Here is a 17,671-nt window from a genome sequence, read left to right on the forward strand (position 1 = left end):
TTTTATTTGTATAGAAAACGTCGGAAATTTCTTAATATTTTGATACTGACAAATAACGCAGCCAAAGCAAACAGGGTAATTGCAAAGACCGTATATTTCAGGTTGCTGATGTCATTCTGATAAAACTGCTGAATATCCTGTTTGGAATATTTAAGAGTAGTTTCTTTGCCGCTCCCGCTGTCTCTAAACTGGATTTTTTCAATATAAAACAGGTTTCCTGCTTTAATGAGGTCAATGCTCTGAATTTGGCGGGTATGTGATTGATTATAATCATCGCTGCATAAAGTGCTGTAATGCTCACAGTTGATTTTAGCCACATACCCATTTCCTGCTATCAGAATGAAAATAGCATTGTCCGGTCGCTGGTTATTAGATACCAGAACATACTGTTCGCTAGCGGTACTTTTCAGGGGGATGCTGGTTGCCTGCTGATAATGCTGTTCAGCTTGCAGAATTTCCTGAATTTTAGCGAAGCTGGTAAAACATAAGGACAAGGTGACCAGAAAAATCACACTTGCAAAACAGAGGCGGAAAATGGTTTTGACAGTTTGATGCATGGGAGAAAAATTCAAAATAGAAAGGTGAGGAAAGCAAAAGCCAAGTGCTGATCTGTATGTTAAATCATCATTCGGAAATACTGAAAAGAAACTTAACTCAATTCGATAAAAAGAGGATTAAACTTGTTTTGTCAGAATACGCTGCTATTCAAACCTCTATTTTAACAACGCCGCTCTGCGCATAGTGCTCCATCTCGCCCGATTTTAGGAAACCGAATGGGAAATTTCTTTTTTCTTCAGCTACTCACAGTCGTCTTTGCCTTGTCCATTGCCACAACCATGTTTAATAAGCGTGTGTTGGGCTTTCCACAAGCGATCGGTGTTCCGATTGTCTCGGCAATTTTTGTTTTTATTTTGCAGTGGGGTGCCAGTTTACTGCATGGCAATCCATTCTTTAGCATCAATATTGACAATATCGAGCAGGCTGTTCGTCATGTGGATTTTTATGATTTTCTGATCAATGGCGTAATCTGTTTTATTCTGACCTCATCTGCACTGAAGTTTAAGGTCTCGGATTTGCGTAACCACTGGCGGCCCATCAGTATTCTGGCGGGCCTGGCTTTGGTGTTTTGTGCGGTATTCTTTGGTGTGGCCTTATATGGTTATCAATTCCTGATTGGTAAGCATGTCGACCTGCTGGTTTTACTGTTGCTCGGTGCGGCCTTGGGTGCCACAGACCCGATCGGTATTAAGGGGGTATTGAGTTCGGTTCGCGCACCGCATCATCTGATTGTCAAGCTGGAAGGCGAATCACTATTTAATGATGCAATGTGTATTGCCCTATTTATGACCTTGCTCAATGTTCTGCAAGGTGAAAACTTTACAGTCTTAGGGGTGTTGCAAACCCTGCTTTATGAGATTGTGGTGGCAGTGCTGATCGGTCTGGGATTTGGTTTTGGGATCTTGCGGATTTTGCGCGGCAAACATGAAATGGAATCGCTTATTCTGACCACAGCCTTGCTGGCCTGCGGTTCATATCTGGTGGCATTACTGGCCCATGCTTCAGCGCCAATTGCTTGTGTAATTGGTGGCTTGATTGTTGGTAATAAATGGAAAGAAATCCTGGCTGATGCTGAAATCGGTGATGTTAATCATTTCTGGCATACCGTTGAAGGAATTATCAATTCATTCCTGTTTACACTGATTGGTCTGGAATTGTTTATTCTGGACTTGAGTACCAGCCTGGTTCTGGGCGGAATGGTGGCCTTTGTCATTCTGCATTTGGCCCGGTTTGCAGCCAACTATCTGGCCTTTGCCATGTTTCCAAAAGTCAGCAAGAAAAGCTATAACGGTAGCTTAACCATCCTGTCTTGGGGTGGGGTACGGGGCGGGATTTCCCTGGCACTCATTTTAGCTGTAGCCAATGTTCCACAACTGGAAGCCTATAGCAGTATTCTGGTGGGCTATACCTTTATTGTGGTGCTATTGTCCGGTGTGGTATGTGGCTTGGGCTTACCTGCAGTGATGAATGCCTTTTACTATAATCCCAATGAAGAAACTGAGGGCTTCAAAGGCTGGTATCAACGCATGTGCCACAAGCTGAATCGTAAGGGCTTTCGCTATATTGTCGGGGAAGATACCAAAGGAAATGAAACCATCACCGTCTTTCAGCCTGATATCATGATTGATCAAAAAGATGAAGATGGCGTCGCTACGGTGCATCATCCAGATAAGGTTCAGGAAGTCAAACGTTTGGAAAACCCGGACAACTTCTAAATATAAGATCAATGATATCAAAATACTATGGGGTTTTTTATTGAGGCAAAGAATCGAACAAGCCTAAATCAGTATAAGCAGGCTTGATCATTCTCAGAGAGTTTTGTAAGGAGACAGGTATATTTTCATTTAAACGGGTTATTAAAACATGCCAGTGACCAAAACAACTTCAGCCAGTCAGGAAATGGCAGAAATGATTTTGGCTGTGGTGAATCAGATTCCGTATGCCAAAGTCGCTACTTATGGACAGATTGCCAGACTGGCAGGTTTGCCTAAACATGCACGCTTGGTCGGACGAGTATTAAGCCATTTAGAACCTGATAGCGATATTCCCTGGTATCGGGTGATCAATGCTCAGGCGAAAATCAGTCTGAAGCAACTGGATCAGCATGGCCAAAATATCCAGCAGCAAAAACTCATGCAGGAAGGAGTTGTTCTAAGAGGTGAGCGTGTGGATTTAAAATGCTATCAGTGGAATGGTCAGGTTGAAGTATAAAACCTCCACTTTTTGAGAAGTGGAGGTTTGTATAAATGGGAATTTTAAAAATTATTTACTTGCGAATCACCATGACTGGAATGTCCGCCTGTCCAAGAATACTTTGCGCTACGCTACCAAGGAACAGTTTTTTGAAGCCAGTACGGCCATGGGAACCGATTACAATCAGATCAGCATTTAAATCTTTTGCGGCTGCCAGAATCTCACTGTGAATCACTTGACCTTCAAGCAGCTGTGTATCCACTTCAATACCTGACGCAGAGAATTTTGCTTTGGCTTCATCCAGGGTTTTTAAGATTGAAGTGCGGGCACGTTCAATCAGGTCGTTGGTCTGTGCCGCAGAGATATATTCTGCAGCGATATAAGGATCCAGTGCCAGCACCTGAACGACTGTTACTTTACTGTTGAATGCTTTGGCAATTTCTACTGCTTTATCTACTGCAGCATAAGATGTTTCTGAACCGTCGATGGGTACTAAAATATGTTCAAAAGGCATTAGAATTCTCCTGAGAGGAAGTAAGAGTTATAAAATTGTGACGCGTTGAACTGAAATACGAATAATTGTTTATACTTTGATCATAGCCTGTATTTTATAAAAATAAAACCAAGTAAATACATAGGTATAAGATCTAATAGATTGAAGAGTAAAGCATCTGCTAACAGTGCTTTAATCTGATTGTTGATGAAATCTAAGTGAATCATTTATATGTAAAAAAATAAGCTTGCCCAAAATTGCGGTCAGTCACATTGAATAGAGGCGGGGTCTAGTTTTATTTGCGGTGACAGCTGTTCATAGCGATTTAAAATGGTTTGGGTTTCATCTGCATAAATTTGCTGTTGCAGCTGCCGGATTTTATGTTCTGTCACATGCAAACGTGCACAATGTAAGGCGATCTGATTTTCTCGGGTTACTTCCAGTCTTTGATTTTGCTCATATTCCGGATAGCGTTTGATTTTCTGCTGCGCTCTGCTGAGTTGTGCCAAAGAGCGTTTCTGCTGCATGCTCATCAGTTGCTGCTGGTTAATCCACTGTGCGACATCACGTCTGACGCCATTGTAATCTACAAAAATCGGGGAAATGATCTGACAGGCACTGAGACATGAAAGTCCAGTTGCTGAAATAAGTATTTTGATTTTATGCATTTGATGAATCCTATAAGCAATAAATAGTGTTATGAATACGTGAATTACCTACTAAAAAAGCTTTATTGTTTATATTTTAAAAGTTTATTGGGTATTTGCATAAAGTCTGAACATTTGTGTTCTAAAATGCTTGACGATACACGCTTAAATTACGATAATGCGCACACAGTTTACGGCTATGTAGCTCAGTTGGTTAGAGCACCGCACTCATAATGCGGGGGTCACAAGTTCAAGTCTCGTCATAGCCACCATTTTTAAAGACCAAGCTCTCAGCTTGGTCTCTTTTTTTGTCGATAGAAAAGCCTGCAGAGAAAATCATAAATAATATTTGAAGTATCTACTAATTTTGCACATGTTCTCAACATACCAGTTTTATTTGATGTGAGATATGAATGATCTTTAATCTTTAGTACAACATAAAAAAAATCGTCCCAGCACTCGCTGGAACGATTCTAATTTATATCATTGAAAACTGGATTTAGTTTCCTGCTTTCCAGCCATTGACGAGTGGGTAACGGCGTTCACGACCAAAAGACCGTGAGCTGATACGAGGACCTATTGCTCCTTGGCGGCGCTTGTATTCATTGGTATCAACCAGACGAATCACTTTCTTCACCACTTCAGCATCAAAGCCTTTGGCAATAATGTCATCCTGACTCATATCTTCTTCAATATAAGAATACAAGATCGCATCCAGAATGTCATAGGCAGGTAAAGAGTCTTGGTCGACCTGATCTGGGCGCAATTCTGCTGAAGGCGGACGTGTAATGACACGTTCTGGAATTACTGGCGTTTCTGAAATGCTGTTACGGTATTTCGCCAATTCGAACACAATAGTTTTATACACGTCCTTCAGAACAGCATAACCACCCACCATGTCGCCATACAGGGTGCAATAACCTACAGAAATTTCGGATTTATTGCCAGTTGCCAGCACCAGGTTACCAAATTTGTTGGACAGAGCCATCAATAAAGTACCACGCGAGCGTGCTTGCAGGTTTTCCTCGGTCGCATCGACTGGAGCATTACCAAAGAATGGGAACAGCACCTGCATAAAGCCGTTTACCACTGGATTGATTTCGGCAATACCGAAAGTCACGCCCATATTTTTGGCCTGAGCAGCTGCATCTTCCACACTGATTTGTGCGGTATAAGTATAAGGCATCATCACAGCCTGAACTTTATCTGCACCAAGTGCATCTACGGCAATTGCCAGAGTCAGGGCAGAGTCAATACCGCCAGACAGCCCTAGAATTACACCAGGAAAGCCGGAGCGCTGTACATAATCACGTGTTGCCATGACCAGGCTTTGATAAATCTCAGCCATGGTGTCTAAGGCAGGAGTGATGCTACCTGTCTTGAATTGAAGCTTTTCAGCATCATACTCGGCAATCGCCAGTTTTTCCTGAAAGCTTGGGGCCTGTACAGCTACCTCACCAGATTTGTTCAGCACAAAGCTGGTACCATCAAAGATCAAATCATCCTGTCCACAAACTTGGTTACAGTACACCAGATTGATATTCAGCTGCTTGACTAAGGCTGCCATAGTTTCAATACGATGCTGGGGCTTACCTACTTCATATGGAGAGGCATTGAGTACCAAAGCGGTGTCAACATTCAATTTAGCCAGTTGCTGAACGGTCGCTAAAGACCAGACATCTTCACAGATCAGTATGCCAAATTTGTGTCCGAGATACTCAAAAACCAGGTGCTGATGACCTTCGCCAAAATAGCGCTTTTCATCGAATACCCCATAATTTGGCAACACTTGCTTGTTATAGATCCCCAGCACTTCGCCATCTTTCATGACAGCAGCTGAGTTATAACGCTGACCATCTTCGGTTTGATTGACGAAACCAAAGACCATGACAATATCTTTTACTTCAGTCAGTTTTTCAAAAGCCGCCTTGGTACGTTTCACCAGACTTGGGCGAATTAATAAATCTTCTGCAGGGTAGCCCAGTGTTGAAAGCTCAGGAAAGATGATCAGATCCGCTTTATCTTCTTTGGCCTGACTAGCCAACTCAATCATTCTTTGCGCATTTGCATCCAGATTGCCGACATGTGGAGAGAATTGAGCAATTGCAATTTTAAAACTTTTCATCCAATTAAATCCTATTCCTATAGGTTAATACACTAAATTACTGATTTTTATTATTCTAATTATCCAGTTAAGTGCACTTCGATATTCATAAAATGCCAAATGGCTAAACTAAAAACTTTTTATCGCATGATTACTGAATCTTAATGTGCGAAGTAAAATAATCATACTGGCTTATTTTATCGAAATTTTATCGATAAGCTAGACTTGACTTAGCAAGAAGAGACTTCGAACGGGAAAGTAATGATATAAAATTACAAAATATGCTGATGTTTTATACATCTATACCTATGCAGAAGTAAAGACTTAAGCGGGAATAAGGGATTTTAAAATATGTGCTTTTGATTTTTCTTAAAATTAAAGTAATTAAATATCATCTGTTTATTTGGGGGTTCAAAATTATATTCGGAATTCTTTTTAAGAAAATATCTCTTGCAATATCACCTTGTTGTTCAATATTGTAGTGGGAAAATGATTTGTTGGGATTAAATTGATATTTGTAAGGATTATATTTCCTAAAGCTTAAAAAATAAGCACTTTGCAGGATTGCACCTTTTAAAACCACATTAATCTTCTGTTGATATTGATAAATATGCGTCATCTCATGAATGAATAGTGCCTGATATGCCAAGCTTTCATGTGAATAGTCTTCTCGATAATTTAAATTGCGTGCATGAATATAGCCGCTGGGCGCCATAATGACATATCTGGATTGCCAGGGAAGGTAGGGGTGGTTCATGACTTTGACTGTTGAGTAGTCAATCAGGTTGCCAAATACCTGCTGGCAGATGCTGATTTCACCAGGGGTTAGGCTGCGACATTTGAACTGTTCAAAACGGACAAGTTTCAGAATGAAAGGCAGAGCAGCATAAAACAACATCAAGTACAAATCCTGTTCGAATTTTAATCTATGAATTTGGTTTAGATTTATTCATTTTAAAAGATATTAAATAACCTAAGTGTAGGATTTTGTCAGTAATAAAAAACCACCCTTTAGGGTGGTTTTTCTGTCTTTCAACGTCGTTCGAATTAACGAGCGATATCGCGTTGAACTTCGCCAGTATAAAGCTGACGAGGACGACCGATCTTGTAAGGACCGCTGTGCATTTCTAGCCAGTGGCTGATCCAGCCAACAGTACGTGCAAGCGCAAAGATCACAGTAAACATTTCTGTCGGGATACCAATCGCTTTAAGAATGATACCTGAGTAGAAGTCTACGTTCGGGTAAAGGTTACGTTTGATGAAGTATTCGTCAGAAAGCGCGATACGTTCAAGTTCCATAGCCAATGCAAGCTGTGGATCATTGATGCCAAGCGCACCAAGAACTTCGTCGCAAGTTTCTTTCATTACTTTCGCACGTGGATCGAAGTTTTTGTAAACGCGGTGACCGAAGCCCATCAGTTTAACTTCTTTGGTCTTCACTTTTTCCATGAAGCCAGCAACATTTTCTACAGTGCCGATTTCGTCCAGCATCTTAAGAACAGCTTCGTTCGCGCCACCGTGAGCAGGACCCCAAAGTGCAGAGATACCAGCAGCGATACATGCATACGGGTTCGCACCGGTAGAACCAGCTAAACGTACTGTAGATGTAGACGCATTTTGTTCATGGTCAGCATGCAGCGTGAAGATACGGTCCATTGCTTTTGCAAGGATAGGATCAACTTTGTAATCACGGTCTGCAGGAGTTGCGAACATCATGTGAAGGAAGTTTTCAGCATAGTTCAAGTCGTTACGTGGGTAAACGAACGGTTGACCGATCGTGTACTTGTAGCTCCAAGCCGCCAGTGTTGGAATCTTCGCGATTAAACGAATCGCGGTGATTTCACGGTGGTTTACATCTTCAATGTCAAGGTTGTTGTGATAGAACGCAGATAACGCACCAACCACACCCACCATGATCGCCATAGGATGCGCATCACGACGGAAACCATTGTAGAAACGGCTAACTTGATCGTGAACCATCGTGTGGTTACGCACTTTAGCGTCAAATTCTTCTTTTTGTTCAGCAGTTGGAAGTTCACCATTTAATAGTAAATAGCAAGTTTCCAGGTAATCTGCTTTAGTTGCTAACTGGTCGATTGGGTAGCCACGGTGTAAAAGTACACCTTTGTTACCGTCGATGAACGTGATTTTAGATTCGCACGCCGCTGTCGCCATAAAACCAGGATCAAAAGTAAAGTGACCTGCAGCCAACACATCTTTAACGTCGATTACATCTGGGCCCAATGTGCCGCTGTAAATTGGTAGTTCAATTTCTTTGCCATCAAGCTGTAAAACGGCTTTCTTGCCAGTTGCTTCAGACATTCAATAGATCTCCTGTCCTGGTGAATGTATATCCGGTTTGCCTATCAATTTTTTAATGCACAAAACGGACGGATCAAAAATTTGCTATAAGATTAGTGAGTACTGAAATTTTGTCAATTATACTTATGGATGAAAAATGACAGTCGCACAGCAATTTAGTCAGATCTGTTCAGTATAAAAAGTTCAGTAAAATCACAGCATCAAACCTCTATAATAAGTCAAATTAATGCCTAGGTGCAGAAAAAAATAGATTGTCTGGGGTATTTGTAAGCGTTTTTTTCTTATAAGAAATCGAGATAAAAGCTGTCAGAAGTTAAAGCCAATATGCTTAAAACTATATAAATCTCATAACTTACATGGTTTTTGTCATCCAAAACGTCACATTCGGAATTATAAATAAAAGCAATTAATTGGATTTTTAGTTCTGTTTAATTGATTAAAAAATAGCTTAATAAATGGCCAGTTTTATAGCAGAAGGGCGTGGTATAAAAATAAATAAATGATTTTTTGAATCCAAATAGCCTAAATCGATTGAAAAAACCATCGTAATGAATATTAAGTGGCTATTTAACAACGAGATATCTTCATGATTGATCTGCTTTTTATGGAGGGCAATTGGTCTGTAGAATATAGGCAATTGATTTTAATCTGATTTAAAAAGAGATTTAAATAATATTTGTGTTTGAACTGTGCGTCTTTAGTCTAAAACGAGCACATGAGTCTTTAGGTTGAAAGTAGATTAAATTAATCAAATTAATTTTTTAAAAACAACCATATAGATAAGATTAAGGAGGACTGGGAGGGTAGAGAGATTTAAATTGTTGATGTTAATGATTCTTATTTAATGGCTTTTTCTCCAAAAAGCCAAATTCCGCCGTTTGTATTTTGATAGTTGACGTTTTATAATTCAGTGTCGTTTTGATTTTAGGTAATGAATTTGCCTAAAAATGCCAGCTTTCCTTCGAATTAATTCCAACAAACTCCGGATGGAGTTTTTACTTACAGGATGCCCGCTGTGAAAAGCAACAGACCTGTCAATTTGTCCATGGGTCAAGTTTTAGAAGTAAACTTAAAATCACCCGTGGCTATTGCATCAATTCTACACCGTCTTTCAGGTGTTATCGTATTTTTACTCGTACCGGTCCTTCTATGGCTCTTAGACAAGTCATTGTCTTCGCCTGAAGGTTTTGCGCAAGTTCAAGAAATCATGAGTGGTTTCATTGTTCGTTTCATTGTATGGGTATTTGTCGCCGGCTTGATTTTTCACTTCATCGCTGGTGTTAAGCATTTACTTGCTGACATGGGTGTTGCTGAAGAACTAGAAAGTGGCCGTGTTGCATCTACTATCGCATTAATCTTGTCTGCAATTGGTATTGTTGCAGCATTTGTATGGATCGTACTCTAATGAAAAGCGCTACTGGTTTAACAGGTTCAGGTTCTCGCGATTGGTTTCTCCAACGTATCAGTGCTGTAGTTCTAGCTGTTTATACCGTTGTTGTACTGGGTTGGATTCTCCTAAATGGCGGTTTCAACTTTGAACAATGGTACGGCTTTATGATGACAGTTCCAATGAAGATCATGTCTTTATTGGCGGTCTTATCTCTTGTTGCACACGCATGGATCGGCATGTGGCAAGTATTCACTGACTATGTGACAACTCGTCAAAACATCCCGGGTGCAGCAGGTTTACGCCTTGTACTGACTTCAGCAGTGATCATTGCTGTACTTGCATATGCAATCTGGGCCATCCAGATTTTTTGGGCGAATTGATAGGAAACAATCATGGGCGCTATAAACCCTAAAGAAGATTACACAAATATTCCACACGAAACTTTCGATGCTGTCATCGTTGGTGGTGGTGGTTCAGGTATGCGTGCGTCTTACCAACTTGCTCAAGCTGGTTTGAAAGTTGCCGTTCTGACTAAAGTATTTCCAACCCGTTCACACACTGTTGCTGCGCAGGGTGGTATCGGTGCATCTCTTGGTAATATGCAAGAAGATAACTGGCACTACCACTTCTATGACACAGTTAAAGGTTCGGACTGGTTAGGTGACCAAGACGCGATCGAGTTCATGACTCGCGAAGCGCCACAAGTTGTATATGAACTTGAACACCTGGGTATGCCATTCGACCGTAATGCTGATGGCACAATTTACCAACGTCCGTTTGGTGGTCACTCAGCAAACTACGGTGAAAAAGCGGTTCCGCGTGCATGTGCTGCTGCCGACCGTACAGGTCACGCACTTCTTCACACGCTTTATCAAAGCAACGTGAAAATGGGTACTCAATTCTTCGTAGAATGGATCGCGCTTGATTTGATCCGTAATGAAGAAGGCGACGTACTTGGTGTGACTGCAATTGACCAGGAAACAGGTAAAATTGCAGTATTCCAGGCGAAAGCAACATTATTCGCTACAGGTGGTGCGGGTCGTGTGTACCGTGCTTCCACAAACGCTTATATCAACACTGGTGACGGTCTTGGTATGGCAGCTCGTGCAGGTATTCCATTACAAGATATGGAATTCTGGCAGTTCCACCCAACGGGTGTTGCGGGCGCAGGCGTATTGTTAACTGAAGGTTGTCGTGGTGAAGGTGCAATCCTTCGTAACAAAGACGGCGAACCGTTCATGGAACGTTATGCGCCTACTTTGAAAGATTTGGCACCGCGTGACTTCGTATCACGTTCTATGGACCAAGAAATCAAAGAAGGTCGTGGTTGTGGTCCTAAAGGCGATTACATCCTACTTGATATGACGCATCTGGGTGCGGATACGATCATGAAACGTCTTCCATCTGTATTCGAGATTGGCAAGAAATTCGCGAACGTTGATATCACCAAAGAGCCAATTCCGGTAGTACCAACAATCCATTACCAAATGGGTGGTATTCCGACGAATATTCATGGCCAGGTTGTTGTTCCTGAAACTCGCGAAACTGAAGCGCTTGTTACTCATTACGACAAAGAAAATGACGTTTATTCAACCAATCAAGAAGGCCGTGACTTCACTAAACCAGTGAAAGGTTTTTATGCAATCGGTGAATGTTCATGTGTATCTGTACACGGTGCAAACCGTCTAGGTACAAACTCATTACTTGACCTGGTTGTATTTGGCAAGGCTGCTGGTCAGCACATCATTGATTACGTGACTAAACATCACGGTGATGAATACGAACCACTGCCTACCACTGTACTTCAACAAACTGTTGAGCGCGTTCGTAAACTTGACGAATCGACCTCAGGTGAGAATGCACAAGAAGTTGCTGATGCAATTCGTGACATTGTTCAAGACCACGCGGGTGTATTCCGTACATCTGCACTGCTTGAAGAAGGTGTAAAACAGATTCTTGCAATTGAACCGCGTGTACGCAACATTCACTTGAAAGACAAATCTAAAGTATTCAATACAGCACGTATTGAAGCACTTGAAGTTGAAAACCTGTATGAAGTTGCTAAAGCAACGCTTATTTCAGCTGCAGCGCGTAAAGAATGCCGTGGTGCGCATACGGTGGTAGACTTTGAAGAGTCTCCAGACCATCCTGCTTACCCATACGGTCGTCGTGATGATGAGTGGATGAAACATACTCTTTGGTTCTCTGCTGACAACCGTCTAGAGTACAAGCCAGTTCGTTACCGTCCATTGTCGGTTGATGCGATTCCACCTAAACCACGTACATTCTAATCAGGAGAATTCAGATGAGTAGAGGTACTCGTACATTTCATATCTACCGCTATGATCCTGATAAGGATAAAGCACCGTACATGCAAACTTTTAAGCTGGAACTGACTGATAAGCACCGTATGTTGCTTGATGCGCTTCTTGCATTGAAAGTACAGGACGAAACTTTAACGTTCCGTCGTTCATGTCGTGAAGGGATCTGTGGTTCTGATGGTGTGAACATCAATGGTAAAAACGGTTTGGCGTGTCTTTGGAACCTGAACGATTTACCAAATGAAATTACTGTTCGTCCATTGCCTGGTCTTCCTGTGATTAAAGATCTGGTAGTTGACATGAACCAGTTCTACGATCAGTACAACAAGATCCATCCGTTCTTGATCAACAATCAGCCTGCACCTCCTAAAGAGCGTTTACAGTCTCCGGAAGAGCGTGAGCATCTTGATGGTCTTTACGAATGTATTCTATGTGCATGCTGTTCAACTTCATGCCCATCATTCTGGTGGAACCCGGACAAGTTCTTGGGTCCTTCAGCATTGTTGAATGCTTACCGCTTCATCATTGACTCGCGTGATACTGGAACACAAGAGCGTTTGGCTCGTCTTGACGACCCGTTCTCATTGTTCCGTTGTAAAGGCATCATGAACTGTGTATCTGTATGTCCGAAAGGTTTGAACCCTACTAAAGCAATCGGTCACATCCGTAATATGCTTTTAGATATGGCTGGCTAATAGGCTGTTCCTCTAGTTTGAAAAAGGCACACCTCAGGGTGTGCTTTTTTATGCAAATTATTCAAGAAAAAATAATCAATCATAAGATAAAAATAAGAAGACCATACTTAATATGTATAGAGTTGATTCAGGCAATTCGGGAATAAGGAAGATGTTGAACATCATTAACGGCGGACACTGGATTATTTGGGGGTATTTATGACTTTTAGAGCTAAAAATGAGCTGAAAAATAACAAGATCGGTGTAAAACTGACCTGAAAAATAACAAGAACGATGTTATTATATAACGGAAATTTGAAAAGGGAGTGGATTGAGAGGTTTGCTCTCTTTTTATTTATCGGAAATGCTTAGAACTTAAGTCTACATTGAATCTATTTTTAGGATAAAGCACCATATATTAGAGTAAAATATCTGAACTGTATTTAGCCAATTTATAGAAGGTATGTGTCAAAAAAATCAATTGAAAAGTGGAGAACATGGTAGCATTCAGCCCATGTATATCTTTAAAAAAAGCACTTTTAGGTACATTTTTTAAACACTGTAGAATCTGGGACTGGTATATAAAGATAGAACTGAGTCGCTTTAGAAAAAACTTTTGTTCATGCTTATTTTTTTCTAAGTCGATTTGCAAAAAATTGCCCGGTTTCGATCGGGTATTCGATGAGTGATGATACCGCTGAGGGGTGTTATTGTTCATTATACATATCAAGATTTTCTTGGTGTGGTGATAACGCCTCATGGCTTATGCCTTATGGGGGACTAGTATCATATTACCAATTTGATGCTAATAATCCTGGGTTTTGCTTAAAAAGCATCCTGAAAATGTTTTTGCAATAGGAAATGGGTCCACAAATGCAAGAAGTTGCTGACGCTCTGCGTCTTGACACTGAACTTTCCGCTGATAGTGCAGCGTACATTGAAGAACTTTATGAGCAGTATCTGACTGCTCCAGATTCAGTGGGTGCTGACTGGAGAGCGTACTTCGATAAATTCCCAAAAGGTGATCAACCACACAGTAATGTACGTGAGCAATTCCTGCTGCTAGGTCGCAATTCAAGCCGGATTCAGCCTGTTGTTCAGTCAACAGTCAGCTCAGAACATGAACGTCGTCAAATTGGCGTGTTACAGTTGATTGCTGCGTACCGTAATCGTGGCCACCAGAAGGCAAAACTGGATCCATTAGGTTTGGCAAAGCGTGAAGTTGTACCTGACCTTGATCTGGCTGCGCACGGTTTGACTCAGTCTGACCTGGATACTGTATTTAATACTGGTAATCTGGCGATTGGTAAAGAAGAAGCGACCCTGGCAGAAATTGTCGAAGCCTTAGAATCTACCTACTGTCATACAGTAGGTTCTGAATACATGCACATCGTAGACACTAAAGAGAAACGTTGGATTCAACAACGTCTTGAAGGTGCGCGTGGTAAATTTAACTTCTCTGCAGATCAAAAGAAACATATCCTTGAGCGTTTGACTGCAGCCGAAGGTCTGGAAAAATATCTTGGTAATAAATTCGTTGGTGCTAAACGTTTCGGCGTTGAAGGCGGTGAAGCATTCATCCCGATGGTCAACGAAATCATTCAGCGTGCAGGTTCTGTAAGTTGTAAAGAAGTTGTGATCGGTATGCCTCACCGCGGCCGTTTAAACCTTCTTGTTAACATCATGGGTAAAAACCCGGCTGACCTGTTTGGTGAGTTCGAAGGTAAGTCTATTCACAAGAAAGGTTCTGGTGACGTTAAGTATCACCAAGGCTTCTCTTCAAACGTCATGACTCCGGGTGGCGAAGTTCACCTGGCATTGGCGTTTAACCCTTCACATCTGGAAATCGTTGGACCTGTAGTTGAAGGTTCAGTACGTGCACGTCAAGTACGTCGTAAAGACATTGGTGGCGATGATGTATTGCCATTAATCGTACACGGTGATGCTGCATTTGCCGGTCAGGGCGTCAACCAGGAAACTTTCCAGATGTCACAAACTCGCGGTTATACCGTGGGTGGTACGGTTCATATCGTGATCAATAACCAAGTGGGTTTCACCACTTCTGATCCACGTGATGCGCGTTCTACAGAATACTGTACTGACATCGCAAAAATGATTCAGGCGCCAATCTTCCATGTTAATGGTGATGATCCTGAAGCGGTGGTGTTCATTTCACAATTGGCACATGACTTCCGTCATACTTTCCGTAAAGATGTTGTGATTGACATGTTCTGCTACCGTCGCCGCGGTCATAACGAAGCAGATGAGCCGGCTGCAACTCAGCCAATGATGTATCAGGTGATTAACAAGAAAGCGACTACACGTACGCTTTATGCGGATCAATTGGTACAGCAGGGTATTCTTGATCGTGCAAGCGCAGATCAGATGGTAGAAAACTACCGTTCAGATCTTGAAGCGGGTAATCACGTTGCCAATGCACTGGTCCTTGAGCCGAACAAAAAAATGTTTGTGGACTGGACGCCTTATCTGGGTCATGAATATACTGACGAATGGGATACAACTTTCCCAATTGAACGTCTGAAAGAGCTGGGCGTAAAAATGCGTGAGCTTCCTGAAGGCTTCGTGATGCAGCGTCAAGTTGCAAAAGTAATTGATGACCGTCTGAAAATGCAAACAGGCGAAATGCCACTGAACTGGGGTGCTGCTGAAACTCTGGCGTATGCATCTGTACTAGATGAAGGTTACTTGCTTCGTTTAACAGGTGAAGATGTAGGCCGTGGTACCTTCTCGCATCGTCATGCGAAACTGCATAATCAGGTAGATGGTTCAACTTATATTCCACTTTGTCACATCAAAGAAAACCAGCCGCGTACTGCAATCTATGATTCTTTATTGTCAGAAATGGCGGTATTGGCATTTGAATATGGCTATGCGACCACTCTTCCAAAGAGCTTGATCATCTGGGAAGCACAATTTGGTGACTTTGCAAACTGTGCACAGGTTGTAATCGATCAGTTCATCTCATCTGGTGAAACCAAATGGGAACGTGTGTGTGGTCTGACCATGCTTCTTCCGCATGGTTTCGAAGGTCAGGGTCCAGAGCATTCATCTGCACGTTTGGAACGTTTCTTGCAGTTATGTGCTGAAGACAACATGCAAGTGATCACACCGACTACACCTGCACAGATTTTCCATGCATTACGTCGTCAAGCGATTCGTCCAATTCGTAAGCCGCTGATCGTTACTTCGCCGAAATCTTTACTTCGTCACAAGCTGGCTGTATCGAGCCTGGAAGAGCTGGCAAACGGCACATTCCAAACTGTGATCGATGAAGTAGATAACATCAACAAGTCAGAGGTAAACCGTCTGATTCTGTGTGGGGGTAAGGTGTATTACGATCTGATTGAAAAACGTCGTGAAAAAGAATTGAACAATACTGCTATTGTACGTATTGAACAATTATATCCATACCCAGAAAAACGCCTGGCAGAAGTTCTGGCTCAGTATCCAAACGTGAAAGATCTTGTTTGGGCACAAGAAGAACCGAAAAACCAAGGTGCTTGGTTGTTCATTGCACCGCGTCTTTATGATGATGTGATGAAAGCGGGTAAACAAGTACGTATTAGCTATGCCGGCCGTGAAGCTTCTGCTGCACCGGCATGTGGTTCACCATATTTGCATGCAAAACAACAAGCTCAGCTCATCAACGACGCGCTTGCGATCGATGCTGAATAATCCAGGAGATTCTAAGTAATGGCAACCGAAATTAAAGCACCGGTATTTCCAGAGTCAGTTGCGGACGGTACGATCGCAACTTGGCACAAACAACCAGGTGAAGCAGTTTCACGTGATGAAGTGATCTGCGATATTGAGACTGATAAAGTTGTTTTAGAAGTTGTCGCTCCTGCAGACGGTACACTTGCATCTATTATTAAAGGTGAAGGCGATACTGTTCTTTCAGCTGAAGTAATTGCACAGTTTGAAGAAGGTGCTGTTTCTGGCGCTACGCAAACTCAAGCAGTTCAGTCTGAAGAGAAAGTTGAACAAGCTGCTGCGCAAACTGAAGCGGGTAATGCACCGATCGTTGAACGTCAACAGGTACAGGATCAGGCTCCAGCCGTGCGTAAAGCATTGACTGAATCTGGTGTGGCTGCTGCTGATGTCGAAGGTACGGGCCGTGGTGGTCGCATCACTAAAGAAGATGTGGCAAATCATCAGGCGAAGCCGGCAGCACCTGCAGCGCAGCCATTAAGCGTTGCGGTGGGTGAGCGTATTGAGAAACGTGTTCCGATGACACGTCTTCGTAAGCGTGTAGCTGAACGTTTACTTGCAGCAACTCAAGAAACTGCAATGTTGACCACGTTCAACGAAGTGAACATGAAACCAATCATGGAAATGCGTGCTCAATACAAAGATGCATTCGAGAAGCGTCATGGTGCGCGTCTTGGCTTTATGTCATTCTTCGTTAAAGCAGCAACTGAAGCCCTAAAACGCTATCCAGCGGTAAATGCTTCAATTGATGGCGATGATATTGTTTATCATGGTTACTATGACATCGGTGTTGCAGTTTCATCTGAACGTGGTCTTGTGGTTCCTGTACTTCGTGATACAGACCGCATGAACTATGCTGAAGTTGAAAACGGCATCCGTGCATATGCTGCGAAGGCACGTGACGGTAAGCTGGGCATCGAAGACATGACTGGTGGTACATTCACGATCACCAATGGTGGTACTTTTGGCTCATTGCTTTCTACACCAATTCTAAATACGCCACAAACTGCGATTCTGGGTATGCATAAAATCCAGGAACGTCCGATGGCTGTAAATGGTCAAGTAGAAATCTTGCCGATGATGTATCTTGCATTGTCTTATGACCACCGTTTAATCGATGGTAAAGAAGCAGTTGGTTTCCTTGTAACAATCAAAGAATTGTTAGAAGAGCCAGCACGTCTTATCCTTGATCTTTAATTTTTAAGAATATATTTATGGGCTTAGGGCAAAACTCTAG

The 17,671-nt window shown here is 42.1% G+C and carries 14 protein-coding genes and 1 tRNA gene; 9 read left to right on the plus strand and 6 right to left on the minus strand.

Annotation, left to right across the window (positions count from 1 at the left end):
- Positions 1-2: 2 nt before the first annotated feature.
- Entirely contained in the window at positions 3-557 is a 555-nt protein-coding gene (locus VXQ92_RS00270; RefSeq protein ID WP_416679857.1) for a hypothetical protein, read from the minus strand.
- Between the two features lie 216 nt (positions 558-773).
- Between VXQ92_RS00270 and VXQ92_RS00275 the strand changes: the two genes are divergently transcribed.
- Both VXQ92_RS00275 and VXQ92_RS00280 read left to right on the plus strand, forming a co-directional pair.
- A complete protein-coding gene (locus tag VXQ92_RS00275) occupies positions 774-2,273 on the plus strand; it encodes a cation:proton antiporter (RefSeq protein ID WP_064101490.1) in 1,500 nt (499 codons plus the stop codon).
- A 148-nt stretch (positions 2,274-2,421) separates the two neighbouring features.
- Positions 2,422-2,769 carry an MGMT family protein gene (locus VXQ92_RS00280; RefSeq protein ID WP_416679858.1) on the plus strand — a complete coding sequence of 116 codons (348 nt, stop codon included), beginning with the start codon at positions 2,422-2,424 and terminating at the stop codon, positions 2,767-2,769.
- 55 nt (positions 2,770-2,824) lie between these two features.
- Here VXQ92_RS00280 and VXQ92_RS00285 read toward each other — a convergent pair whose 3' ends face one another.
- Positions 2,825-3,265, minus strand: a complete 441-nt coding sequence (locus VXQ92_RS00285) for a universal stress protein (RefSeq protein ID WP_064101489.1) — start codon at positions 3,263-3,265, stop codon at positions 2,825-2,827.
- 242 nt (positions 3,266-3,507) lie between these two features.
- Entirely contained in the window at positions 3,508-3,912 is a 405-nt protein-coding gene (locus VXQ92_RS00290) for a hypothetical protein (RefSeq protein WP_416679859.1), read from the minus strand.
- A gap of 174 nt (positions 3,913-4,086) precedes the next feature.
- On the opposite strand from VXQ92_RS00290, the gene VXQ92_RS00295 reads away from it, so the two are divergent.
- Positions 4,087-4,163, plus strand: a tRNA-Met gene (locus tag VXQ92_RS00295).
- Between the two features lie 227 nt (positions 4,164-4,390).
- Here VXQ92_RS00295 and VXQ92_RS00300 read toward each other — a convergent pair.
- The 3 genes from VXQ92_RS00300 to gltA all read right to left on the minus strand — a co-directional run bounded on the left by VXQ92_RS00300 (position 4,391) and on the right by gltA (position 8,317).
- Positions 4,391-6,016: an NAD+ synthase gene (locus VXQ92_RS00300; RefSeq protein WP_416679860.1), complete on the minus strand. Its 1,626-nt coding sequence runs from the start codon at positions 6,014-6,016 to the stop codon at positions 4,391-4,393.
- Between the two features lie 370 nt (positions 6,017-6,386).
- Positions 6,387-6,893, minus strand: coding sequence for a hypothetical protein (locus VXQ92_RS00305; protein WP_416679861.1), 507 nt, complete (start codon positions 6,891-6,893; stop codon positions 6,387-6,389).
- A 149-nt stretch (positions 6,894-7,042) separates the two neighbouring features.
- Positions 7,043-8,317 (minus strand): citrate synthase, encoded by a 1,275-nt coding sequence (gene gltA / locus VXQ92_RS00310; protein ID WP_064095640.1) that lies wholly within the window; start codon positions 8,315-8,317, stop codon positions 7,043-7,045.
- A gap of 1,006 nt (positions 8,318-9,323) precedes the next feature.
- Between gltA and sdhC the strand changes: the two genes are divergently transcribed.
- The 6 genes from sdhC (at position 9,324) to odhB (ending at position 17,631) form a co-directional block, all read left to right on the plus strand.
- Positions 9,324-9,722 (plus strand): succinate dehydrogenase, cytochrome b556 subunit, encoded by a 399-nt coding sequence (sdhC, locus tag VXQ92_RS00315; RefSeq protein ID WP_081406340.1) that lies wholly within the window; start codon positions 9,324-9,326, stop codon positions 9,720-9,722.
- Positions 9,722-10,087, plus strand: coding sequence for a succinate dehydrogenase, hydrophobic membrane anchor protein (gene sdhD / locus VXQ92_RS00320; RefSeq protein WP_416679862.1), 366 nt, complete (start codon positions 9,722-9,724; stop codon positions 10,085-10,087). Before sdhC ends, sdhD begins: the two co-directional genes overlap by 1 nt.
- A 12-nt stretch (positions 10,088-10,099) precedes the next feature.
- On the plus strand, positions 10,100-11,998 hold the full coding sequence (locus tag VXQ92_RS00325) for an FAD-binding protein (RefSeq protein WP_064095637.1): 1,899 nt from the start codon (positions 10,100-10,102) through the stop codon (positions 11,996-11,998).
- Between the two features lie 14 nt (positions 11,999-12,012).
- Positions 12,013-12,723: a succinate dehydrogenase iron-sulfur subunit gene (locus tag VXQ92_RS00330; protein WP_064095636.1), complete on the plus strand. Its 711-nt coding sequence runs from the start codon at positions 12,013-12,015 to the stop codon at positions 12,721-12,723.
- 852 nt (positions 12,724-13,575) lie between these two features.
- Positions 13,576-16,398 (plus strand): 2-oxoglutarate dehydrogenase E1 component, encoded by a 2,823-nt coding sequence (locus VXQ92_RS00335; RefSeq protein ID WP_064101561.1) that lies wholly within the window; start codon positions 13,576-13,578, stop codon positions 16,396-16,398.
- 18 nt (positions 16,399-16,416) lie between these two features.
- Positions 16,417-17,631 (plus strand): 2-oxoglutarate dehydrogenase complex dihydrolipoyllysine-residue succinyltransferase, encoded by a 1,215-nt coding sequence (gene odhB / locus VXQ92_RS00340; protein ID WP_064095634.1) that lies wholly within the window; start codon positions 16,417-16,419, stop codon positions 17,629-17,631.
- The last annotated feature ends 40 nt before the right edge of the window (positions 17,632-17,671 follow it).

This window comes from Acinetobacter sp. 228 (assembly GCF_048147885.1).